Here is a 21,719-nt window from a genome sequence, read left to right as displayed (position 1 = left end):
TCCCGGCCTTGAGCCGGGACGACGAGGCTCTCCTCGCGTTGACGACTCCTGCGCTCGATCTCGCGATCCAGCCGCGCCGCAAGCTCCATGCTCACCTCGACCATCGGCAGTCGCACTTCCGCGCTGTCGATCAAACCCGTGCGCCACAGCCAATGCTTGGCTGGCGCCGGGCTCGGCTCGACGAACAACAGGCGCGTCAAGTCGGAAATGCCTTGCCACGCTGCCGATGCGGCCTCGCGCTTGCCCTGCCTCAGCAGCGATCGCACCGAGGCGAATGCTTCGGTTTCGACATGCGCGGACAACAGGATCGCGCCGTCGGCGCCGTCGCTGAGTGCGTCGAAATATTGCGCGTCCTCGCCGGTCAGCACGCGGAAGCCGGCGGGCCGCCGCTTCAGGAAGTCGATCGATTGCGCGCGGTCGGCGCAGCAATCCTTCATGCCGACGATGTTCGGATGCTCTGCGAGCGCGAGCAGCGTCTCGTTGGTGATGTTGACCGCGGTCCGGTAGGGAATGTTGTAGATCAGGAGCGGCCAGGAGGCGTGATCGGCCAACGCGGTGAAGTGCTGCAGGAGGCCGCGCTGCGACGGCCTGACGTAATAGGGGCTCGCGATCAGGTAGAAGTCGATCGGCCAGGCCGCCGTCTCGTCCAGCACGTCCTTGATCTTGGCGGTGCTGGCGCCGGAGAGGCCGAGACAGATCGGCAGGTAACGGCCGACATCGTTGATCTCTGACCGTACCACCTCCACAAGCTGTTCGAGCTCGCAGATAGCCAGCGACATGCCTTCGCCTGACGTGGCGCCGAGGATCAATCCGTCGACCGGGCCGCTTGCGTAGTGTCGCACCAAACGGCGCAGCGACGGCTCGTCGAGCTTGCCGTCGCGAAATGGCGTGATCAGGGGCAGCCACAGGCCCTGTAGTGGGTCGGATAGATCAGTCATGGTCCTTCTCCTTGAGTAGCGTGAAACGCCGGAGACGGGACCAATAAAAAACCCCGTCCAGGCGGCGGGGTCTTCGGGATCGGTTCGGTCGATATAACTTTATCGCGCGCGTCGATCTCGGCTCCCCGCATGGGGAGCTTTTTTCGACAGAGCTGCGCACGAATTCGTGATCATGTCGCGATACTGCTGGGACAGCCGGAGGTTGTCAATGCACGGTTGAGGGCAGAAGGCGAAAAGAAGCCGGGCTCGATCGAGCCCGGCTTAAGGTATTGGCCACGTGAGGCCGACACAATCACCTTCCAAGAGGGATTACTGAGCTTCCGCACCACTGGAGGAGGGGGACATAAGCGTAGCGCGACCGCTCAGCGCACAACCACTATGATCCCCATCAGTGCCATGCAGCAACCGTCCGAGCCGCATGTCAGACATGCGGAGTCCGGGCCTCTATGAAACAGGCCGATCACGAGGGCCAGCGCTGCGCCTTACTGACCACGAAGTCGCGGAAGACCTGCACGCGCGCCACCGTCTTCAGCTCTTCCGGATAGACGAAGTAGGTGTCGAGCTGGATCGAGTCGGACTCGCCGAACAGTTGCACCAGACGGCTATCTTCCTCGACCAGGTAATCCGGCAGCGCGGCGATGCCGAGGCCCTGCTGACAGGCGCGTACCAACCCCAGGATGTTATTGACCTTGAAGTAGGGTTCGCGCGGACCCGAGCCGTTGCGGCCGGCATCGATCAGCCAGGCGCGGTTCTGCAGATGCGTCGGGACCTGGGAGTCGCCGAGCATGATGATGCGGTGCGAGTCGAGATCGTCGAGCGTGCGCGGCGTGCCGAAGCGCTTGATGTATTCCGGCGAGCAATAGGCGTGGAAGCCGATCGAGAACAGTTTGCGCTGGATCAGGTCCGGCTGCGTCGGCTTGCGGGTGCGGATCGCGACATCGGCTTCGCGCATCGAGAGATCGAGATCCTCGTCGGTGACGATCAGCGAGATCCGGATATCCGGATAGAGCTGGGTGAATTCGTCGAGCCGCGGGATCAGCCAGTTGATGCCGAGCGCCGGCGGCGTCGTGATCTTGAGGTCGCCGCTCGGCCGCTCCCGGCTGTCGGTGAGCTTTGCCCGCGCCGCCTGCAACTGCATGAAGACGTCATGGGCGGTGCGGAACAACAGGTCGCCCTGCTCGGTGAGGATCAGGCCGCGGGCGTGGCGGTGGAACAGCGAGACCGAAAGCTCCTGCTCCAGCGCGCTGACTTGTCTGGAGACCGCCGACTGCGAGAGGCCAAGCTGCTCGCCGGCATGCGTGAAGCTTCCCGCTTCCGCCGCCGCGTGAAACACCTTCAGCTTGTCCCAGTCCATGTCCGTAAATCCATCGCGTGTTCTAGCCATGATCATTCCGCCGCCGCGCGATCGCTCGCGCGCAAAGCCAGGAAGCGTTCAGCCTCGAGCGCTGCCATGCAGCCGAGGCCGGCGGCCGTCACCGCCTGGCGATAGGTTTCGTCCGCCACGTCGCCGGCGGCAAACAGCCCGGGCACGGAGGTCGCAGTCGAATTGGGCGCCACCTCGACATAGCCGGAGGGTTTGAGTTTGATCTGGCCTTTGACGAGATCTGTCGCAGGCGCATGACCGATGGCGATGAAGACGCCGTCGGCCGGCACTTCGGTCAGTGCGCCGGTCTTGACGTTCTTCAAGCGTACATGGGTGACCTTGGTCGGGTTCTCAGCGCCGAGGATCTCGTCAATGGCGCTGTCCCAGACCACTTTGATCTTCGGATGCTTGAACAGGCGGTCCTGCAGGATGCGCTCGGCGCGGAAATGATCGCGGCGATGCACGATGGTGACCTGCGAGGCGAAGTTGGTGAGGAACAGCGCTTCCTCGACCGCGGTGTTGCCGCCGCCGACCACGATGACCTCCTTGCCGCGATAGAAGAAGCCATCGCAGGTTGCACAGGCCGAAACGCCGAAGCCCTTGTACTTCTCTTCCGACGGCAGCCCGAGCCAGCGCGCCTGCGCGCCGGTGGCGAGCACGACGGTCTCGGCAAGATAGACATCGCCGCTATCGCAGGTCAGGCGGAACGGCCGCTGCGACAGGTCAAGCTTGCTCACGAGATCGGTGACGATCTTGGTGCCGACATGCGCGGCCTGCTTCTCCATCTGTTCCATGAGCCAGGGGCCCTGGATTACGTCGGCGAAGCCCGGATAGTTCTCCACATCGGTGGTGATGGTGAGCTGCCCGCCCGGCTGGATGCCCTGGATCAGCACCGGCTCCAGCATCGCCCGCGCCGCGTAGATCGCCGCGGTGTAGCCGGCCGGACCGGACCCGATGATGACGACCTTGGCATGGATTGGAGCAGGCATAGCGAATCCCTTCTCAGGGGCGATTTTGTCAGGACTTGTGCGGAAAGCGCCTGGAAAGGCATCGCGGCGGCGCCGCCAGAGTCAAACCCAACTCTAATATATCTGGGTAGCTATGCAAGAATTGCAATCCATATCAGCGGTTTTTCCCCGGGACCGCGTCAAATCTCGCACTGCACGCGCAATAAAATTGCGGCTGTCGAGCCGACTGGGTTATGAGAGTTGCCATCAGAACCACCAAATCCTCCAAGCCTTGGGAACCAGACCCGCGTGTCTAAGAATCTTGACGAGATTGATCTTCGGATTCTCGCCGAAATCCAGGCCGATGGCCGAATCACAAATGTGGAATTGGCCAAGCGCGTCGGCATTTCGCCGCCGCCCTGCCTGCGCCGCGTCCGGGCGCTGGAGGAAGCGGGCTATATCCTGGGCTATCGCGGATTGCTCGACCCGCAGCGGCTCGGCTTCGATGTGACGGTGTTTGCCGCGGTGCACCTGTCGAGCCAGGCGGACGCGGATCTGCGCGCGTTCGAGGATTTCGTGCGCAAGGAACCCTTGGTGCGGGAGTGCTGGATGCTGTCGGGCGAGGTGGATTTCATCCTGAAATGCGTGGCGCCTGACATGGCGACGTTCCAGAACTTCGTCACCCACCTCACCGCAGCGCCTCACGTGCGCAATGTCAGGACATCGCTGGTGCTTCATAATTCGAAATACGAGGCCGCCGTGCCGCTGGATGTGAAAGCGGCGGGGTGAGGTGGCGATGACGATCGGTAGCCCGGGTAGAGCGGAACGCGCAACCCGCGGCCGCTCGTCGCGCTGGTGCAGGTGCCCGGGTTACGCTGGCGCTGCACCCGGGCTACGAAGGCTAAAGTCTACTTCTTCCTTGCGGCGTCGATGCTGATGGGGCCGCCGCCGGCGGTTGCGAGATAGAGGCAGGCGAAGCAGAACAGGATCGCTGCGGTGCCGTTGTTGAGCAACGGGAGAAACACCGGCGCGGACGGGTTCTTGAACATGTGCCCGAGGAAGTAAGCGAAGGCCATCTCGCCCGACAGGATGAACGCGGACAGCCGAGTGAACAGGCCAACCATCAGGAGCGCGCCGAGCACGAGCTCGAGCATGCCGGCGGCCACGATCAGCGGCGGGATGTCGGCGAAATAGGGGATGACCGGAAATTTGAAGATCTTGGCGATGCCGTACTGAAACAGCAGAAGCCCGGTAATGAAGCGAAACAGGCTGAGCGCGAGCGGCTGCCATTTCGAGAAAATCTGGTCCATATGTTCTACCCCCTCTGGTGCATGACCGCGGGCATCGTCCGCGGCGAATGGTCGTCTCGCGATGAAATGCCGCTGTCCACAGGCGGTCAGCTCGATACGCAGAACTGCGCGCGCAGTTCCTTGTGCCGAACCAAAAAATCGGCGCCGTTACCGGAATGTCCCCTCGCGATAGTTATGAAGCATAATCAAGTGTACGTGTCGCAGACGAGGGAAATGCGACAGCGGTTCCACTCACAATCCCGTTAACGGAATATAAACCGTAACCTGTAGCCGGGCGGAGCCAACGGGGCGCGCGTTCGCGCGACCCGATGGCTCCCACCGGGCTACAGCAAGAAAAAAGCCGCGTCGGGAGAACGCGGCCTCTTTTGAATGCGCGAAATGGAATAGATCTAGCGCCACTCGACCTTGGTGATCTCGTAGGCCTTGGCGCCCCCGGGCGCCATCACTTCCACGGTCGTACCCTTGGTCTTGCCGATCAGCGCGCGCGCAAGCGGCGACGTGATGGAGATGCGGCCTTTCTTGGCGTCCGCCTCGACCTCGCCGACGATCTGCCACACCGCTTTCTTTTCGGTATCCTCATCGATCAGCGTAACGGTGGCGCCGAATTTGATGGTGTCGCCCGAGAGCTTGGTGATGTCGATGACGTCGGCGCGCGCGAGCTTGTCCTCGAGCTCCGCAATGCGGCCCTCGTTATGGGACTGCTCTTCCTTGGCGGCATGATATTCCGCGTTTTCCGAGAGGTCGCCATGTGATCGCGCCTCGGCGATATGCTCGATGATTCGCGGACGATCCACCGACTGGCGGTGCTTCAATTCGTCCGTGAGAGCCGCATATCCGGTCGCGGTCATCGGAACCTTTTCCATCATCTCTCATCCTTCAAATCGGGGCGAACCGCAGCGGAGCGCGGGCAGGCGTTGCTTCGGTTGCGCTAGACTCCGGCCATCACGGCTCAAAACGCCAGCCCGCCCGCTTAGTGATTCGCGGCCCCTGAGGGGCCGAGACACATCCAAACGGGCGGTGAGTTCCAGCCGTATCGGCTTCATTACCAACCGTTTAGCGGGCCCTGGGAACAAATCTCGGGCCGAGGCTGACGGTCAGTTCTCGGAAAAGTAACTCTGCAGCGTCCGGACCTCAAGGTCCCCGTCCCGGTAGGCACGGATGCCCTGGGCCGCCGCTACAGCGCCTGAAAGAGTGGTGTAATACGGCACTTTATGCAAGAGGGCAGCGCGCCGCAGAGAACGACTGTCGGCGAGTGCCTGCGGACCCTCGGTGGTATTGAACACCAACTGGACGTCACCATTGGTGATGGCGTCGACAATGTGCGGCCGCCCCTCCAGCACCTTGTTCACCTTTTCTGCCGGCACACCCTTGTCGGTGAGGAAGCGCTGGGTGCCCGACGTCGCCATCACCTTGAAGCCGAGTCCATGCAGCAGGCTGACCGCATCGGTTATGCGGTTCTTGTCGGTCTCGCGCACCGACACGAACACCGTGCCTTTGCGCGGTACGCGCGTGCCGCCGCCAAGCTGGCTCTTGGCGAAGGCGACTTCGAAGGAGCGGTCGATGCCCATGACCTCGCCGGTCGAGCGCATCTCCGGCCCGAGCACGGTGTCGACGCCGGGGAAGCGCGCGAACGGAAACACCGATTCCTTCACGCCGACATGCTCGAGCTTCTTCTTCTTGAGATTGAAGTCGGCGAGCTTCTCGCCGGCCATGATGCGCGCCGCGATCTTCGCGACCGGCGTGCCGATCACCTTGGCGACGAACGGCACCGTGCGCGAGGCGCGCGGATTGACCTCGAGCACGTAGATATCGCCGTTCTTGATCGCATATTGCACGTTCATCAGCCCGACTACGTCGAGGCCGAGCGCAAGCTCGCGGGTCTGCCGCTCGAGCTCCTCGATCGTCTTGGCATCGAGCGAATGCGGCGGCAGCGAGCAGGCGGAATCGCCAGAGTGGATGCCGGCCTCCTCGATATGCTCCATGATGCCGACGATGAAGACGTCCTTGCCGTCGCAGAGGCAGTCGACATCGACCTCGGTCGCATCGGAGAGATAGCGGTCGAACAGCAGCGGGTTCTTGCCGAGTACGGTGTTGATCTGCCCGGTCTTGTCGTTCGGGTAGCGCGCCTTGACGTCGCCCGGCACCAGCTCGGGCAGCGTCCCGAGCAGGTAGTCGGCGAGCTGGTTTTCGTCGCGGATGATCTGCATCGCGCGGCCGCCGAGCACGTAGGATGGGCGCACCACGAGCGGCATGCCGAGATCGGCGGACACCAGGCGCGCCTGCTCGACCGAATAGGCGATACCGTTCTTCGGCTGCTTCAGGCGGAGCTTGTCGAGCACGCGCTTGAAGCGGTCGCGGTCCTCGGCGAGATCGATCGCATCGGGCGAGGTGCCGAGGATCGGCACCTCCGCGGCCTCGAGCGCGCGCGCGAGCTTCAGCGGGGTCTGGCCGCCGAACTGCACGATCACGCCGTGCAGCGTGCCGTTCTTGCGTTCGGTCGCGATGATCTCGAGCACGTCCTCAGCGGTGAGCGGCTCGAAATAGAGCCGGTCGGCGGTGTCGTAGTCGGTCGACACCGTCTCCGGATTGCAGTTGACCATGATGGTCTCATAACCGGCATCGTCGAGCGCGAAGCAGGCATGGCAGCAGCAATAGTCGAACTCGATGCCCTGGCCGATGCGGTTCGGGCCGCCGCCGAGGATGACGACCTTTTTCTTGTCCGACGGCGCGCTCTCATCGGCAGCGAGACCTGCGAACGGGGCCTCATAGGTCGAGTACATATAGGCCGTGGGCGAGGCGAATTCGGCGGCGCAGGTGTCGATGCGCTTGAATACGGGGCGGACGCCGAGCGCGTGGCGCTTGGCAGTGATCTCACCTTCCGTGGTGTCGGCCAGCACGGCGAGCCGCGCATCCGAAAAGCCCATCGCCTTCAGCATGCGCATGCCGTAGCCGTTCGGCGGCAGGCCGTGGGCGCGGACCTTGGCTTCCATCTCGACGATGCCCCGCAGCTCGGTGAGGAACCAGGGGTCGATCTTGCAGGAATTGAAGATCTCCTCATTCGACCAGCCGAGCCGCATCGCCTGCGCCACCTGCAGCAAGCGGTTCGGCGTCGGCGTGCCGAGTGCGGCGCGGATCGCATTCTTGTCGTCGCTCTGACCGAGGCCCTCGATCTCGATCTCGTCGAGGCCGGTCAGCCCGGTCTCCAGTCCGCGCAGCGCCTTCTGCAGGCTCTCCTGGAAGGTGCGGCCGATCGCCATCACCTCGCCGACGGATTTCATCGAGGTGGTCAGCGTGATGGAGGCGCCCGGAAACTTCTCGAACGCGAAGCGCGGGATCTTGGTCACGACATAGTCGATCGTCGGCTCGAACGAGGCCGGCGTCGCGCCGCCGGTGATGTCGTTGGCGATCTCATCGAGCGTGTAGCCGACCGCGAGCTTGGCTGCGACTTTCGCGATCGGGAAGCCCGTCGCCTTCGAGGCGAGCGCGGAGGAGCGCGAGACGCGCGGGTTCATCTCGATCACGACCATGCGGCCGTCGGCGGGGTTGACGCCGAACTGCACGTTGGAGCCGCCGGTCTCCACCCCGATCTCGCGCAGCACCGCCAGCGAGGCGTCGCGCATGACCTGGTATTCCTTGTCGGTCAGCGTCAGCGCCGGCGCCACCGTGATGGAATCGCCGGTGTGCACGCCCATCGGATCGAGGTTCTCGATCGAGCAGATGATGATGCAGTTGTCTTTCTTGTCGCGCACCACCTCCATCTCGAATTCCTTCCAGCCGAGGACGCTTTCCTCGATCAGGACTTCGTCGGTGGGGGAGGCGTCGATGCCGCGCTCGACGATCTCGATGAATTCCGCCTTGGTATAGGCGATGCCGCCGCCGGTGCCGCCCATGGTGAAGGACGGGCGAATGATGGCGGGCAAGCCGATATGGTCGAGCGCGCGCAGCGCGTCGGGCAGGGTCTTGGTCTGGGTCGAGCGCGGCGTCTCCAGGCCGATCTTGGTCATCGCCTCGCGGAAGCGGCCGCGGTCCTCGGCCTTGTCGATGGCATCGGCCGTGGCGCCGATCATCTCGACGTCGAATTTCTCGAGCGTGCCCTGTTTGCGCAATGACAGCGCGCAGTTCAGCGCGGTCTGGCCACCCATGGTCGGGAGCAGCGCAAAGCCGCCCGGGATGACGTGGCGCTCCTTCTCGATGATCTTGGCGACGATTTCGGGCGTGATCGGCTCGATATAGGTGGCATCCGCGAGCTCCGGATCGGTCATGATCGTCGCCGGATTGGAGTTGACCAGGACGATGCGGTAGCCCTCTTCCTTCAGCGTCTTCACCGCCTGGGTGCCGGAATAATCGAATTCGCAGGCCTGGCCGATCACGATGGGACCGGCGCCGATGATCAGGATGGTGGAGATGTCGGTTCGTTTGGGCATCGGCTCTCGCGGAACAGGAATTTTCGGGCACAAAAAAAGGGCGCGCTACCGCGCGTCCCTATCGCCACAGCGTGAGGGATGCCCTCGCGCGCGGGTGGTCTTTAGACCAGATTTTTGGCCTGCGAAACCCCGAAAAAGTCCCCGTCAACCGGCAATTTTGTAGAGTCTCAGCCGTTCCTGCCGGGCGCGTCGCCACAGCACGGCAAGTGCCGCAGCGACGCTGGCACCGCCGACCCAGCCGAGGTCGGTCGGCCCGAGCGCCGAGAGCACCGCGCCCCCGGCCGCCCCGCCGAGGGCGAAACCGAGATACATGCTGGAGGCGTTCAGCGAGACCGCGATCATCGCGGCCTGCGGCTCGATCCGGATGATGCTGGCGATCTGGGCGGGATAGAACGCCCATCCCGAGATCGCCCAGCAAAATACCAGCAGAAGCACGATGTAGCGCGCCGCTTCGGGAGCGGCGGTCTTCAGCGTGACCGACAGCAGAATCAGCGCCATCGACATGCCGGCAAGTCCGAGCGCCGAGGTCGGCGTTGTGCCAAATCGATCCGCCAGCGTGCCGCCGAGCATGTTGCCGATCGCGGCGGCCGAGCCGAACACCAGCAGCGTCAGGCTGATATCCGAGGCGTCGAAGCCGAGCTTTTGCAGTGGGACCGAGAGATAAGTGAAGACGGTGAAGCCGCCGAGCGCCCACAGCACGGTGGTGCCGAGCGCATGGAGCACGGCGCCGTGCCGCGCCACCGCGAGCCGTTCGCCGAGCGTTGCGGTGCTGCTCGGCAGGCCACGCGGCAAGCCGAACAGCAGGCCAGCCAGTGCGATGGCGCCAAGGATCGCCACCATGACAAAGGTCGCGCGCCAGCCGAACTGATGCCCGATCAGGGTGCCCAGGGGAACACCGACCACGGTTGCGACCGTGATGCCTGAGGTGACCAGCGCAACCGCCCGGGCACGCCGTTCGGGCGAGGCAACGGCAACCGCAACGCCGAGCGCCGTTGGCATGCAAAGGCCGGCGCCAAGCGCCATCAGCACGCGCGAGGCCAGCAGTAGCGGAAACCCGGGAGCGAATACGGCCACCAGATTGCCCGCGATGAAGCAGGAAAGCGCCAGCGCAAGTACGTTCCGGCGGTCGAAATTGTTGAAGGCGACGGCCAGGATCGGTGAGCCGATCGCGTAGGCAAGGGCATAAGCCGTTACCAGTTGGCCGGCGGCCGCGACCGAGATCTGAACGTCGCTGGCGATCCCTGGCAAAAGACCAGCAATCACAAAGGCTTCAGTGCCGATCGCAAAGGCGGCAAGCGCCAGCCAGAACACGCTCATGATGGTCCCCGATGTTCAAGGTTTATTGAACTATTGAGCGGGCGGTGACGAATGTCAATTGGTTCAATGATAATTGAACATTGCGACAGCAAACCCGCGCGGTTATGTTTGGGTCATGAGCCGAACGCCCTTGCACCCCACGCGGGATCAACTTGAATTGCCGATGGTGTTGGACTGCCTGAGCGATCCGACGCGGCTCGCGATCGTCTACAATCTGGCGAAATATGATTCCGCGAGCACGGAGCTGCGCTGCGGCGACTTCAACGCCTTCAGCGGCAAGTCGAACCTCGCCTATCACTTTGCGAAATTGCGCGAGGCCGGGCTGGTGCAGACCCGCATCGCCGGGACCACGCGCTATATGAGGCTGCGCCGCGCGGATCTCGACGCGCGCTTTCCCGGTTTGCTCGATGTGATCATCGCCTCGGCCGCGCGGGATGCCGACCGGCTACAATTTCCTGAATGCGAAGTGGTGGCTGCGAGCTGACTGGCTCGCGAGCGGAAACCGCAAAGCGGCGAAGGTTGGAGGCCCGGCCTGGATTTGAACCAGGATAAAGAGCAATGCACTGCTCCCGCGTCGACGCGTTCCGCCACCGGGCCGAGGCGATCATTGCCTATTTCGCAGGCGCTAGCCATCCTTAGCCCGGATTAACCCTAACGGTTGCGTTGCACGATCACGCGTCGGGACGATGCGCGACGAACGTCATCCGCCATGGATTGTGGCCGATATTGCGGGGGGCGCGGGAGGCTTTGAAGCCGGCGGCCGCGAGCTTCTTCAGCATTTGCTCCTCGCCGTAACGCTGAAGGCCGATCCGTGTGCGCAATTGCCGATAGTCCGACAGCGCCGTGCTGATCAGCCCGAGCAGGGCATCCTTGAGGAAGCCGTGGCGGGCGCCGAAACCCAACAGCGCGAGAACGTCCCTGCCCATGCCGACTTCGGGTCGCAGGACATCGCCGAGTATGAGGCGCCCGGAGGGTTTGAGCAGGCGGCGAATGACGGCGAATGCGGCGTCCAGCTCTTCCGGTGTCATGTATTGCGCAACCGAATTCATGACGACGAGCTCGACCGAGCCTTCGGCCATCTGCCCCACCTCATCCAGCGAACGCACCCGGATCTTGGTGTTGGGCGCAAAGCGCGCGATCAGCCGTCCGCGCACGCCGGGCGCGGGCTCCGCGAGATAGAGGGTGGCGCAGGCATCCGCGACCTCTGCTGCGGACAGCGCTTCGCCGCAGGCATAGTCGAGCACGACGGCGTCGGGCGAGGAGATATAGGCAATGATATCCCGCGCAACGATCCGGAAATGCAGGTCGCGATGCAGCTTGCTGACATAAATCGTATGCGTGGAATCGTAATAATCGATCCATTCATCCATCGGCAGTGGGCCCGGCAAAAACTTGGGGTTCCGGCATAGGAACCGGCATCCGTATGATGCGTTAGAGGGGCCGGCGACCAGGAGTTCGGGCCGCCGGTGTCCGGTGTCCTAACAGGAAGGTTCAACGTGAGCAAAGCCAAGCCTGATCCAAAATCCGACAAAATCTCCCCCGACCTCGATACCCCGACCGACCTGCCCAACGAGGCGGTCACGAAGGTCTCGGCGGCGCTCAATACGCTGCTCGCGGATGCCTTCGCACTCTACCTGAAGACCAAGAATTTCCACTGGCATGTCAGTGGCCGGCATTTCCACGATTACCACCTGATGCTGGACGAGCAGTCGAACGCAATCTTCGCCACCACCGATCAACTGGCCGAGCGGGTGCGCAAGATCGGCGGGACCACGCTGAAATCGATCAGCCAGGTCAGCAAATTGCAGACCATCAAGGACAACAACGAGGATTACGTGCCGCCGCGCGAGATGCTGCGCGAATTGATGGAAGACAACAAGCACGTCGCGGCCGCAATGCGGAAGGCGCGCAACCTCGCCGACGAGCACGGCGACGCTGCGACCGCAAGCATCCTCGAGACCTTCATCGACGAGACCGAGCGGCGCACCTGGTTCCTGTTCGAGGCCAGCCGCCAGGAAGGCAGTAATGCGGCGTAGCACCAAAGACGGTGCGCAATGGCGACGAAGAGCGCGGAACGGGAGCGGGCTGCCTGGCCGCCGTTTGAGCTTATAACAGGTTAATTGGCACCTTCAGATATTGCTTGCCGTCGGCGTCCGGCGCCGGAAGCTTGCCGCCCTTCATGTTGATCTGCAGCGAGGGGATGATCAGCTTCGGCATCTGCAGCGTCTTGTCGCGCGCTTCGCGCGTGGCGACGAATTCGTCCTCCGTGATGCCGTCATGGACGTGGATGTTGTGGGCATGCTGCTCGGCCACCGTCGTCTCCCAGCGGATCTCGCGGCCGTTCGGGCCGTAATCGTGGCACATGAACAGGCGGGTCTCGTTCGGCAGCGACAGAATCCGGTGGATCGAGCGGTAGAGATCGCGGGCGTTGCCGCCCGGGAAATCCGCGCGCGCCGAGCCGCCGTCCGGCATGAACAAGGTGTCGCCGACGAAGGCCGCGTCACCGATCACATGCGTCATGCAGGCGGGCGTATGGCCGGGCGTATAGAGCGCGAAGGCCTTCATCGCGCCGATCTGGTAGGTGTCGCCGTCCTTGAACAGGCGGTCGAACTGGCTGCCGTCGCGCTGGAATTCGGTGCCCTCGTTGAAGATCTTGCCGAACGTCTCCTGCACGACCGTGATCTTCTCGCCGATGCCGATCTTGCCGCCGAGTCTGCTCTGGATGTAGGGCGCGCCCGACAAATGGTCGGCATGAACATGGGTCTCGATCAGCCATTCCAGCTTGAGGCGGTGCTTCGTGATGAAATCGATGATCTTGTCGGCGGATTGGTAGGCGATGCGGCCGGCCGCGTAATCGATGTCCATCACGGAATCGATCACGGCGCAGGCCTTCGATGTGGGGTCCTTGACCACGTAGCTGACGGTGTTGGTCGCCGGATCGAAGAATGCGGTGACCTCGGGCTTCACGGAGAGGTCGACGGTGTGAGGAATGTCGGACATGGGCTGCTCCTCTACTCGTAAAGTGATCCGGCAAGCGCCGGCTGCCGGTCGGCGAGCGCGCGGGCGCCGGCCATCCCGACCAGCATGGCAATCATGAACTGGATCGACGCCGACGATCCATAACCAAGCGCCACGAAGGCGGGACCGGGACAGAAACCGGCGATACCCCAGCCTACCCCGAAAATCGCAGGTCCGACGATCACGCGCAAATCGAAATCGGTTTTGGTCGGCAGATGGAATGCACCCGCAAGAACCGGTCGTGGCCACCTCAGCACAACCCTGAAGCCGATAAACGTGATGGTGACGGCACCTAGCATCACGAACACGAGACTGGGATCCCACGATCCCGTGCGAATCGCCGCGAGGTCGAGGAAGTTCAGGACCTTCGCCGGATTGGACATGCCGGAGACCAGGAGCCCGAGTCCGAATGCCAGGCCGATGACGAACTGGATCAGAACAGACATGCGGGACCTCATGCGAGATGCCGGATGACGAAGGTCGTCGCAAATCCCGTCGCCATGAAGACCAGTGTAGCGACAATGGATCGAAGCGACAGCCGCGATATGCCGCAGACGCCGTGGCCGGAGGTGCAGCCGCTGCCCCATACCGAACCGAAGCCAACCAAAAGGCCCGCGATCCCCAAAAGGATACCGCCGGTCTCGATGGCTTGCGGCGGAAGGCTGCCGATCGCAACACGTACCACGACGGGCGCGGCGACGAGCCCGGCAATGAAGGCGAGGCGACCGGGCCATTCCTGATCGTTGAACGGCGGAAGCAGGCGGGCGGCGATGCCGCTCACTCCCGCGATCCGACCGGCGAACGCCATCAACGCCACGGCGGAAAGGCCGATCAAGGCTCCGCCCAGCAGCGCGGTCATCGGCGTGAAGGTGGTCGGCATCTTCTTGCTCCCTCGATGGGCCGTCACTGAGACGGGGGCGGCGTCCGAAAGTGCGGAGGCTGCGAACCGGATCCGTCATCCGCCAGCCGTCTGATCAACTCGCCCAATTGATTGCGCGAGCCAATCTAGAGCATGATCCAGAAAAGTGGGCACCGGTTTTCCGAAAAAGATCAAAGCGGGATGACGATTCGAAGAAAAGTCATCCCGCTTTAGTGGGTCTTGAGACGGCGCCGACGCCCGATCGAGATTTACTGTGCCGACAATCCCAGCGTTGCCTGCGTCTTGACGACGGGCGGAGGATTCCATTTTCCGGTCAGCGCCTCGGACTTCGGACTGTAGAGGCGCATGGTCAGGTTGAAGGGGCCCTTCGGCGCCGGAAGCCAATTGGCTTCCTTGTCCTTGCCCGGGCTTTCGTTCTGGAAGTAAAGATCGAGCGAGCCGTCCGCGTTATACTTGAACGGCATCCAACTGCTGACTGCGAAGCGGTTCAGCACATTGCCGACCTGGAAGCCTTCCGGATCGTACAGCGTGATCGACCAGAACGCGTTGACCGGCGGGGCGGCATTCTTCTCGAACGTGATGGTGTACTTGCTTGCGCCGTCGAGCGGCTTGCCGGTCTCGTCGCCGAGATTGAGCGGATAGATGGCGTCCTCGGGCAGATTCGCGCCGAGCCCCAATTGCGAGACGATGGCACGCTTCAGATAGTAGTTGCCGTAAACACCCATCGTATCGGTGTTCATCGACCAGCCATTGGCAACCCTCGCCAGCGTCGGCACCTTCCAGGCCATCAGCTTCTGCGCGTCCTGCGGGGCGGTCTCGAAGGCGCGCTGCAGGACAGGGTCGATCCTGCCGATGTCGAAGCTCTTGCCTGGCTCGATGCCGATCTTCTTCATCTGCGCGATGATCGGCTGATCGGTGATATGAGGCGGGTGAAGCTTCAGCAGTTCGGCCGCATAGGCGAAATACACGCCGGCCGTCATCGCATCGACCTGGACCTTCGGCGGCGTCTTCATGTCGACGCTTGGGTCGGGCTTGAATTCGACGGGTTTGGGCGTCTTGCCGAATTCTGAAAGCGGCGCGACCTTGTAACCCGCCTGGATCTTGTGAACCGCATCGTAGTCTGCCGGGCCGTCGGTCTTGGTACGGCCGATCACCCAGACATAAGGCGTTGGTGCGTCGATCCGCTGCGTGTCCTTCGGGAGCTTGAACTCATCGACAAATCTGTCACGCAGATCCGGTCGCCAGCCGGGGGGCGTCAGCAGGAAGGTGCCCGCCTTGGTGCCCGTCGTCCGCCACCCCGGCGAGGCAAAGACATCGGTCCACATGTCCAGCATCGGCAGCAGATAATAGCGCCCGTCGGTATCAGGGACCGAGACCACGACGGGCTCCTTGGTCATGTCGAGCCATGATACGGAATAGAGCGTGTCGAAGTTGGAGCGCACCACGCCCTTGAAATTCGCCGGCGGATATTCTGATACGTTGACGAACGTGTTCATCGGGCCCTTGAAATCGGTGGTGCCGTTGGTGAATTGCTTCCGCGTCACGTCCATCGACAGGATAGGGTAGAAATAAATATAGGCGTCCACCGCGATGGCGTGCGCTTCCTGCTCGGTGATTGCCGGCGCCGCTTGTTGCGCAAGCGCAGCGGGCAGAGCCGCCGCACCCAGGCCGAGAGACAAAGTCAGCGTCAGAATTCCTCGAAACATATCGACTACTCCTCAACTGATGTGTGCTGTCGTGATTTATGGGGGCAGGCCTCTACAATCGTTGGATGCTTCGACTTCGAAGTCTTCGCGTTCAGGCAAGGGATGTCAGGTGTGCAAGAGGGGGTGTGCAGCATAAGACGCCACACGACGCCCGCGGGGCAGATTATTGAATCAAATGCTATAAAGTCCGATGTCGAAGAACGACTGTTTCAACTACCTCCACGAGTACAATCTAGCACAAGCGTGAATGTGAACCAGTCGGGCCATCGCTAGCTCGTTGCGCTGTGTGCCCGCTCGTGGGCATATCCCCGCGGGCACTTCCCGCATCTTTCGGTCCTGCTGACCCCATGGCGACGCGCGATGGTGCCACTTGGCCCGCACGATCAGCCGCGCTTCCACAACCTCACAAGCGGCCCATTCCCGCCCATCACCGGATCGGTCTTGGGTGTCGCGACCTGTGGGATCGTCTTCAGCGCCTTGACGTGATTTTCGGGCGTCGGTCGCGTGATCTCCATCGGCGGTCCCGGCGGATAGGCGCCGACCACGCAGAAATCATCGCTCGCGGCAATCAATTGGTGCCCGGTGCCGGCGGGCAGGATCGCGACGTCTCCGGCGGAGATCTCCAGCACCTTGCCGCGATCGCCGCCGAACTGTACGCGCGCATGTCCTCGTGAGACGCCGAGCACCTCGTGCACGGTCGAATGATAGTGCAGGTAATCGTAGACGCCGTTGCGCCACATCGCGCCCCAGCCATTGGCGCCGAACAACCCTTCGATAGTCTTCTCCGGATGCTCGTTGTCGACGTCGACGGTCGCCTTGTAGACCAGGAACGGCAGCGGATTGTTCGGCACCAGGCCGTCATCCTCGAAGACGATCGTGAGCGGCGTTGCATCGGCCTTGACGACGGACATGGGAAGCTCCCGTAGGATGGGTAGAGCGAAAGCGAAACCCATCGCGATTGCCGTGAGCCACCAGATGATGGGTTTCGCTTCGCTCTACCCATCCTACAACGTCATTTCGGCCGCCTACGTTCCTACGCCCGCTTCTTGTCGCGCATCAGGTCGGCGAAGCGTTTGAAGAGGTAATGCGAGTCGCGCGGGCCGGGCGACGCCTCCGGGTGATACTGCACGGAGAACACCGGCTTGCCGTCGAGCTGGATGCCGCAATTGGAGCCGTCGAACAACGAGATATGGGTCTGCGTTGCGCCGGCGGGCAATGTCGCCTGGTCCACAGCAAAGCCGTGGTTCATCGAGGTGATCTCGACCTTGCCGGTGGTCTCGTCCTTTACCGGGTGATTGGCGCCGTGATGGCCCTGGTGCATCTTTTTGGTCTTGGCGCCGACGGCGAGCCCGAGCATCTGATGCCCCAAGCAGATGCCGAAGGTCGGCGTACCCGACTCGATCACCTTCTGGATGACGGGCACGGCATATTTGCCGGTCGCGGCGGGATCGCCGGGGCCGTTGCTCAAGAACACGCCGTCCGGGTTCATCGCGAGGATGTCTTCGGCCGACGTGGTCGCCGGCACCACCGTGACCTTGCAGCCGACGCCGGCGAGCAGGCGCAGGATGTTGCGCTTGATGCCGTAGTCGACAGCGACCACGTTGAATTCAGGGGTGGTCTGCCGGCCGTAGCCCTTGTCCCATTCCCAAGGCGTCTCGTCCCAGGTGAAGCGCTGACCGGAGGTCACCATCGGCACCAGGTCCATGCCTTCGAGGCCGGGCCATTCCCGCGCTTCTTCCTTGAGGCCGTGCAGGTCGAACCTGCCGTCTTTTGAATGCGCGATGACGGCGTTCGGCATGCCCTTGCTGCGGATTAGCGCCGTGAGCGCGCGGGTGTCGATGCCCGACAGGCCGATGATGCCGCGCGCTTTCAGCCATTGATCGAGATGGCGGGTGGCGCGGTAGTTCGAGGGATCCGATATCGCGGTGCGGAGGATGACCCCGCGCGCGCCCGGCGTTGCCGCCATGTTCACCGTCTCGATGTCTTCGTCGTTGGTGCCGACGTTGCCGATATGCGGGAAGGTGAAGGTGATGATCTGCCCGGCATAGGAGGGATCGGTCAAAATCTCCTCATAGCCGGTCATGGCGGTGTTGAAGCAGACTTCGCCGACGGCCTGGCCTTCCGCGCCGAGGCCAAAGCCTTCCAGCACGGTGCCATCGGCGAGCGCGAGGAGCGCGGTCGGTTTGTGGTCCGGCCAGGCTGAAGCGTTTTCGGATGTGGTCATGAGCCCTTTACATAGTTCCCACATCCTGCCGCGTCAAAGCGAAAGGGCGTCCATTCACACGGGTTTTGCGCCTATTTGACTGGCGGTTCCGGGGTTTTAAGCTAGGGTTCCCGCCATAACCTCGTTTCCCGGCCCAAATTGCCCGTTTCGGAGCCCGCATGGACAACACGATGCCGATCCTGCTCGTCCCGGGCCTGGTTTCGTCGCCGCGGATCTTTGCCCCTGTCGTACCGGCGTTGTGGCGGTGCGGGCCGGTCACGGTCGCCAACCACATCCGCGACGACCATATGGGGGCGATCGCGCGCCGGATCCTGGCCGAGGCGCCGCCGCGCTTTGCGCTGGCCGGGCATTCGATGGGCGGCTACATCGCCTTCGAGATCATGCGCCAGGCGCCGGAGCGGGTGGCAAAGCTGGCCTTGATCAACACCCAGGCCCGCCCCGATACGCCGGAGGCCTCCGAGCGCCGCCGCAGCATGATGGCTCGCGCCAAAAGCGGCGATTTCCGCGGTGTGTTGGATGAGCTGTTTCCCGGCTTCGTGCACCCGTCGCGGCGCGAGGACGCCAGCCTGCGCCGGCTTGTCCACGAGATGGGCGAGGATGTCGGGGTCGAGGGCTTCATCCGCCAGCAGACGGCGGTGATCAGCCGCCCCGACTCGCGGCCGACGCTGGCCTGGATCAGGTGCCCGACCCTGGTGCTGACGGGCGACGAGGACCATACCATCCCGAATTCGCTGTCGGTTGAGATGGCGAACGGCATTCCAGGCGCCAGGCTCGTGATCCTGCCCGATTGCGGGCACCTGCCGCAGCCGGAACAGCCCGAGGCGACCGCGAACGCACTGGTCGAGTGGCTGCGGAACTGAGGTTGTTCTCGCGGAACGAACGGCCTAGATGGAAGGTTTCATCATTCAGGGACACGGCCATGCTGCGCGACGACATCAACAACGCGGTCAAGGACGCCATGAAGGCGAAGGAGGAGCGCAAGCTCTCCACGCTGCGCATGGTCAATTCGACCATCAAGAACGCCGATATCGACGCGCGCGGCCAAGGCAAGCCGCCGCTTTCTGATGCCGAATTGCTCGGCGTGCTGCAGAAGATGATCAAGCAGCGCCAGGAAGCGGTCGAGCTCTACGACAAGGGCGGTCGCGCCGAGCTCGCCGCGCAGGAGCGCGAGGAGATCGCGGTGATCTCAGCCTATCTGCCGAAGCAGATGTCGGAGGATGAGGTGAAGGCCGCGATATCAGCCGCGATCGCCGAGACCAATGCTGCCGGGGTCAAGGACATGGGCAAGGTAATCGGCGCGTTGAAGGCGAAGTACACCGGGCAGATGGATTTCGCGAAGGCCAGTGGCCTGGTGAAGGCGGCGCTGGGATAGGGCTTCGAACGGACCAGTTTCAAACCGACGGAGGACATCATGGCCGACCAGCAAGCCCAACCCTCCGGTCCCGATCTGTCGCAAGGCGTGGCGCCCTCCGACTTCTCCGGCGCCACTCTGCTCGGCCATGTCGGCGATGAAGACGTATTGCTGGTGCGTTCAGGGTCGGACGTCTTCGCGATCGACGCCCATTGCAGCCATTATCACGGGCCGCTGGCGGAAGGCCTCGTCGTCGGCGAGAGCGTCCGCTGTCCCTGGCATCACGCCTGTTTCGATCTGCGCACCGGCGAGGCTGCACGCGCTCCGGCGTTGAGCACGCTCGCGGTGTGGAAGGTCGAGCACGAAGGCGAGCGCATCTTTGTCCGCGAGAAGCGCGAGCAGCCCAAGCCTCGCGTGAAAGGCGCGATCGATGCGCCCGGCCGCATCGTGATCGTGGGCGGTGGCGCGGCGGGATTTGCCGCCGCCGAGATGCTGCGACGACAGGATTATCACGGCAGCATCACGATGCTGAGCGGCGAGGCCGCGGCGCCTGTCGATCGGCCGAACCTGTCGAAGGACTATCTTGCCGGCAGCGCGCCGGAGGACTGGCTGCCGCTGCGGCCTGACGATTTCTATTCTGACGCCGCGATCGATCTGCGGCTCAAGACCAAGGTCGCGTCGATCGATCCGGCTGCGCACCAGGTGGTTCTCGCCGATGGCAAGGCCTTGCCCTATGACCGGTTGTTGCTGGCGACCGGCGCGGAGCCGGTGCGTCTATTGATACCGGGCGCGGACCAGCCCCATGTTCATCTTTTGCGCTCGCTGGATGATTGCCGCGCGATCATCGCTTCAGCGAGCGGCGCGCACCGCGCGGTTGTGATCGGCGCAAGTTTCATCGGGCTCGAGGTCGCGGCCTCGTTGCGGGCGAGGGATATCGAGGTCCACGTCGTCGGGTTGGAGCAGCGGCCGATGGAGCGCGTGCTCGGGCCCGAAATGGGCGACTTCGTCCGCAGCCTGCACGAAGAGCACGGCGTTGTCTTTCACCTCGGCGATACCGTCACCGCGATGGACGGCAAGCGCGCGAGCCTGCAGAGCGGCGGCGTGCTCGAGGCCGATCTCGTCGTGATCGGCGTCGGCGTGCGGCCGCGTCTCGCGCTGGCCGAAAAGGCCGGGCTTGCGATCGATCGCGGCGTCACCGTCAATGCCTATCTCGAAACCAGCAGCGCCGGCATTTATGCAGCGGGCGACATCGCCCGCTGGCCGGATCCGCATTCCGGCGAGAACATCCGCGTCGAACACTGGGTGGTGGCGGAGCGCCAGGGCCAGACTGCCGCGCGCAACATGCTCGGTCAGCGGGAAGTGTTCAATACGGTGCCGTTCTTCTGGAGCCAGCATTACGACGTGCCGATCAACTATGTCGGCCATGCCGAGAAATGGGACGAGATCGACGTTGACGGCGATATTGCCGCAAAGGACTGCGTGGTGCGCTACAAGAGAGGCGGCCGCGTGCTCGCGGTGGCATCAATCTATCGGGATATTGCGAGCCTCGAGGCTGAGCTCGCCATGGAGCGCGGCGCGTTGGCGGCGTAGCCTGACCTCAGTACAATGCCGTCATGCCCGGGCAAAAGCGCGAAGCGCGTCTTCGCGCAGATGTCCCGGGCATCCACGTCTTTGTAGCTTGAGCAAGTGTCTTCGTGGATGGCCGGGACAAGCCCGGCCATGACGAGAATTGATCACTTCGGCTGCAGCTTCAGCGCTGCCGAGTTGATACAGTAGCGCAGGCCGGTCGGGCCGGGGCCGTCGGGGAAGACGTGGCCAAGATGGCCACTGCATTTCGAGCACAGCACCTCGGTGCGCACCATGCCGTGGCTGTGGTCGGTCTCCTCGTCGATATGGCTTTCCGTCGCCGGCTGCGTGAAGCTCGGCCAGCCGCAGCCGGAATCGAACTTGGCATCGGATTCGAACAAGGTCTGGCCGCAGCCGGCGCAGACATAGGTGCCCTTGCGGTGCTCATGCTCGTATTCGCCGGTGAAGGGACGCTCGGTCGCTTTCTCGCGCAGCACCGCATATTGCATCGGCGTCAATTCCTTGCGCCATTCGGCGTCGCTCTTGACGACCTTGTCTGGGGTCTTGGTGTCGGACATGGAGGCTCCTCTCACTATGCCGTCATTGCGAGCGAAGCGAAGCAATCCATGCCGCAGCACGTGCAGAGATGGATTGCTTCGTCGCTTCGCTCCTCGC

At 63.2% G+C, this 21,719-nt stretch carries 20 protein-coding genes, 1 tRNA gene and 1 pseudogene; 6 read left to right on the top strand and 16 right to left on the bottom strand.

All coding sequences use genetic code 11. The annotated features are described in order from the left end of the window. Positions 1 to 41: 41 nt before the first annotated feature. The 3 genes and pseudogenes from AC5ZG1_RS27830 to trxB form a co-directional block, all read right to left on the bottom strand. Positions 42 to 938, bottom strand: a pseudogene (locus AC5ZG1_RS27830) (4-hydroxy-tetrahydrodipicolinate synthase family protein); the annotation flags it as partial. 460 nt (positions 939 to 1,398) lie between these two features. Continuing rightward, positions 1,399 to 2,322, bottom strand: coding sequence for a LysR family transcriptional regulator (locus tag AC5ZG1_RS27825; protein WP_028165397.1), 924 nt, complete (start codon positions 2,320 to 2,322; stop codon positions 1,399 to 1,401). A 2-nt stretch (positions 2,323 to 2,324) separates the two neighbouring features. Beyond that, positions 2,325 to 3,290: a thioredoxin-disulfide reductase gene (gene trxB / locus AC5ZG1_RS27820; protein ID WP_456641001.1), complete on the bottom strand. Its 966-nt coding sequence runs from the start codon at positions 3,288 to 3,290 to the stop codon at positions 2,325 to 2,327. A 267-nt stretch (positions 3,291 to 3,557) separates the two neighbouring features. Between trxB and AC5ZG1_RS27815 the strand changes: the two genes are divergently transcribed. Then, positions 3,558 to 4,037: an Lrp/AsnC family transcriptional regulator gene (locus AC5ZG1_RS27815; protein ID WP_028165395.1), complete on the top strand. Its 480-nt coding sequence runs from the start codon at positions 3,558 to 3,560 to the stop codon at positions 4,035 to 4,037. 119 nt (positions 4,038 to 4,156) lie between these two features. Here the strand turns inward: AC5ZG1_RS27815 and AC5ZG1_RS27810 are convergent, their stop codons facing one another. The 4 genes from AC5ZG1_RS27810 to AC5ZG1_RS27795 all read right to left on the bottom strand — a co-directional run bounded on the left by AC5ZG1_RS27810 (position 4,157) and on the right by AC5ZG1_RS27795 (position 10,299). Further along, on the bottom strand, positions 4,157 to 4,558 hold the full coding sequence (locus AC5ZG1_RS27810; RefSeq protein ID WP_130226022.1) for a DoxX family protein: 402 nt from the start codon (positions 4,556 to 4,558) through the stop codon (positions 4,157 to 4,159). A gap of 389 nt (positions 4,559 to 4,947) precedes the next feature. Further along, on the bottom strand, positions 4,948 to 5,421 hold the full coding sequence (gene greA / locus AC5ZG1_RS27805) for a transcription elongation factor GreA (RefSeq protein WP_130226034.1): 474 nt from the start codon (positions 5,419 to 5,421) through the stop codon (positions 4,948 to 4,950). Between the two features lie 231 nt (positions 5,422 to 5,652). After that, complete coding sequence (carB, locus tag AC5ZG1_RS27800) at positions 5,653 to 8,982, bottom strand: carbamoyl-phosphate synthase large subunit (protein ID WP_496134665.1); 3,330 nt, start codon at positions 8,980 to 8,982, stop codon at positions 5,653 to 5,655. Positions 8,983 to 9,126: 144 nt separating this feature from the next. Then, complete coding sequence (locus AC5ZG1_RS27795; RefSeq protein WP_464345434.1) at positions 9,127 to 10,299, bottom strand: MFS transporter; 1,173 nt, start codon at positions 10,297 to 10,299, stop codon at positions 9,127 to 9,129. Positions 10,300 to 10,414: 115 nt separating this feature from the next. Between AC5ZG1_RS27795 and AC5ZG1_RS27790 the strand changes: the two genes are divergently transcribed. Further along, a complete protein-coding gene (locus tag AC5ZG1_RS27790) occupies positions 10,415 to 10,783 on the top strand; it encodes an ArsR/SmtB family transcription factor (RefSeq protein WP_130226020.1) in 369 nt (122 codons plus the stop codon). A 36-nt stretch (positions 10,784 to 10,819) separates the two neighbouring features. Here AC5ZG1_RS27790 and AC5ZG1_RS27785 read toward each other — a convergent pair. Together AC5ZG1_RS27785 and AC5ZG1_RS27780 are read right to left on the bottom strand one after the other, a co-directional pair. Next, positions 10,820 to 10,896: transfer RNA gene (locus AC5ZG1_RS27785), tRNA-Ala, on the bottom strand. A gap of 74 nt (positions 10,897 to 10,970) precedes the next feature. Then, positions 10,971 to 11,669: a class I SAM-dependent methyltransferase gene (locus AC5ZG1_RS27780; RefSeq protein ID WP_496134664.1), complete on the bottom strand. Its 699-nt coding sequence runs from the start codon at positions 11,667 to 11,669 to the stop codon at positions 10,971 to 10,973. 126 nt (positions 11,670 to 11,795) lie between these two features. Between AC5ZG1_RS27780 and AC5ZG1_RS27775 the strand changes: the two genes are divergently transcribed. Further along, positions 11,796 to 12,335 (top strand): Dps family protein, encoded by a 540-nt coding sequence (locus AC5ZG1_RS27775; RefSeq protein ID WP_496134663.1) that lies wholly within the window; start codon positions 11,796 to 11,798, stop codon positions 12,333 to 12,335. 70 nt (positions 12,336 to 12,405) lie between these two features. On the opposite strand, the gene AC5ZG1_RS27770 is transcribed toward AC5ZG1_RS27775, so the two are convergent. From AC5ZG1_RS27770 to carA, 6 genes are all read right to left on the bottom strand, one after another. Further along, positions 12,406 to 13,299 (bottom strand): MBL fold metallo-hydrolase, encoded by an 894-nt coding sequence (locus AC5ZG1_RS27770; protein WP_035690640.1) that lies wholly within the window; start codon positions 13,297 to 13,299, stop codon positions 12,406 to 12,408. A gap of 11 nt (positions 13,300 to 13,310) precedes the next feature. Then, complete coding sequence (locus AC5ZG1_RS27765; protein WP_496134662.1) at positions 13,311 to 13,763, bottom strand: DUF6691 family protein; 453 nt, start codon at positions 13,761 to 13,763, stop codon at positions 13,311 to 13,313. 8 nt (positions 13,764 to 13,771) lie between these two features. Then, positions 13,772 to 14,197 carry a YeeE/YedE family protein gene (locus AC5ZG1_RS27760; protein ID WP_496134661.1) on the bottom strand — a complete coding sequence of 142 codons (426 nt, stop codon included), beginning with the start codon at positions 14,195 to 14,197 and terminating at the stop codon, positions 13,772 to 13,774. A gap of 248 nt (positions 14,198 to 14,445) precedes the next feature. Continuing rightward, a complete protein-coding gene (locus AC5ZG1_RS27755) occupies positions 14,446 to 15,903 on the bottom strand; it encodes a DUF1254 domain-containing protein (protein WP_496134660.1) in 1,458 nt (485 codons plus the stop codon). Between the two features lie 383 nt (positions 15,904 to 16,286). Further along, complete coding sequence (locus AC5ZG1_RS27750) at positions 16,287 to 16,814, bottom strand: cupin domain-containing protein (RefSeq protein ID WP_496134659.1); 528 nt, start codon at positions 16,812 to 16,814, stop codon at positions 16,287 to 16,289. 122 nt (positions 16,815 to 16,936) lie between these two features. After that, the gene (gene carA, locus AC5ZG1_RS27745; RefSeq protein WP_496134658.1) at positions 16,937 to 18,127 is read right to left on the bottom strand and encodes a glutamine-hydrolyzing carbamoyl-phosphate synthase small subunit; all 1,191 of its coding nucleotides are present in this window, start codon (positions 18,125 to 18,127) and stop codon (positions 16,937 to 16,939) included. Positions 18,128 to 18,285: 158 nt separating this feature from the next. Between carA and AC5ZG1_RS27740 the strand changes: the two genes are divergently transcribed. From AC5ZG1_RS27740 to AC5ZG1_RS27730, 3 genes are read left to right on the top strand one after another with little or no spacing between them, the layout of a single operon-like run. Continuing rightward, positions 18,286 to 18,987, top strand: coding sequence for an alpha/beta fold hydrolase (locus AC5ZG1_RS27740; protein ID WP_496134657.1), 702 nt, complete (start codon positions 18,286 to 18,288; stop codon positions 18,985 to 18,987). 59 nt (positions 18,988 to 19,046) lie between these two features. Next, entirely contained in the window at positions 19,047 to 19,499 is a 453-nt protein-coding gene (locus AC5ZG1_RS27735) for a GatB/YqeY domain-containing protein (RefSeq protein ID WP_028165380.1), read from the top strand. A gap of 39 nt (positions 19,500 to 19,538) precedes the next feature. Beyond that, entirely contained in the window at positions 19,539 to 21,068 is a 1,530-nt protein-coding gene (locus tag AC5ZG1_RS27730; protein ID WP_496134656.1) for an FAD-dependent oxidoreductase, read from the top strand. A 143-nt stretch (positions 21,069 to 21,211) separates the two neighbouring features. Here AC5ZG1_RS27730 and msrB read toward each other — a convergent pair whose 3' ends face one another. Further along, entirely contained in the window at positions 21,212 to 21,622 is a 411-nt protein-coding gene (gene msrB, locus AC5ZG1_RS27725; protein ID WP_496134655.1) for a peptide-methionine (R)-S-oxide reductase MsrB, read from the bottom strand. Positions 21,623 to 21,719 lie beyond the last annotated feature (97 nt).

It is taken from the genome of Bradyrhizobium sp. Leo78, assembly GCF_059512425.1.
This window is presented reverse-complemented; position numbering and strand designations above follow the sequence as displayed.

Excerpts from the sequence above, each read along its gene's own strand:
- AC5ZG1_RS27750 (WP_496134659.1), bottom strand. The coding sequence starts at position 16,814 with ATGTCCGTCGTCAAGGCCGATGCAACGCCGCTCACGATCGTCTTCGAG.
- AC5ZG1_RS27765 (WP_496134662.1), bottom strand. The coding sequence starts at position 13,763 with ATGTCTGTTCTGATCCAGTTCGTCATCGGCCTGGCATTCGGACTCGGG.
- AC5ZG1_RS27825 (WP_028165397.1), bottom strand. The coding sequence starts at position 2,322 with ATGGCTAGAACACGCGATGGATTTACGGACATGGACTGGGACAAGCTG.
- AC5ZG1_RS27790 (WP_130226020.1), top strand. The coding sequence starts at position 10,415 with ATGAGCCGAACGCCCTTGCACCCCACGCGGGATCAACTTGAATTGCCG.
- AC5ZG1_RS27755 (WP_496134660.1), bottom strand. The coding sequence starts at position 15,903 with ATGTTTCGAGGAATTCTGACGCTGACTTTGTCTCTCGGCCTGGGTGCG.
- AC5ZG1_RS27735 (WP_028165380.1), top strand. The coding sequence starts at position 19,047 with ATGCTGCGCGACGACATCAACAACGCGGTCAAGGACGCCATGAAGGCG.
- AC5ZG1_RS27780 (WP_496134664.1), bottom strand. The coding sequence starts at position 11,669 with ATGGATGAATGGATCGATTATTACGATTCCACGCATACGATTTATGTC.
- AC5ZG1_RS27760 (WP_496134661.1), bottom strand. The coding sequence starts at position 14,197 with ATGCCGACCACCTTCACGCCGATGACCGCGCTGCTGGGCGGAGCCTTG.
- AC5ZG1_RS27810 (WP_130226022.1), bottom strand. The coding sequence starts at position 4,558 with ATGGACCAGATTTTCTCGAAATGGCAGCCGCTCGCGCTCAGCCTGTTT.
- msrB (WP_496134655.1), bottom strand. The coding sequence starts at position 21,622 with ATGTCCGACACCAAGACCCCAGACAAGGTCGTCAAGAGCGACGCCGAA.
- AC5ZG1_RS27740 (WP_496134657.1), top strand. The coding sequence starts at position 18,286 with ATGGACAACACGATGCCGATCCTGCTCGTCCCGGGCCTGGTTTCGTCG.
- carA (WP_496134658.1), bottom strand. The coding sequence starts at position 18,127 with ATGACCACATCCGAAAACGCTTCAGCCTGGCCGGACCACAAACCGACC.
- AC5ZG1_RS27770 (WP_035690640.1), bottom strand. The coding sequence starts at position 13,299 with ATGTCCGACATTCCTCACACCGTCGACCTCTCCGTGAAGCCCGAGGTC.
- AC5ZG1_RS27730 (WP_496134656.1), top strand. The coding sequence starts at position 19,539 with ATGGCCGACCAGCAAGCCCAACCCTCCGGTCCCGATCTGTCGCAAGGC.
- greA (WP_130226034.1), bottom strand. The coding sequence starts at position 5,421 with ATGGAAAAGGTTCCGATGACCGCGACCGGATATGCGGCTCTCACGGAC.
- carB (WP_496134665.1), bottom strand. The coding sequence starts at position 8,982 with ATGCCCAAACGAACCGACATCTCCACCATCCTGATCATCGGCGCCGGT.
- trxB (WP_456641001.1), bottom strand. The coding sequence starts at position 3,290 with ATGCCTGCTCCAATCCATGCCAAGGTCGTCATCATCGGGTCCGGTCCG.
- AC5ZG1_RS27795 (WP_464345434.1), bottom strand. The coding sequence starts at position 10,299 with ATGAGCGTGTTCTGGCTGGCGCTTGCCGCCTTTGCGATCGGCACTGAA.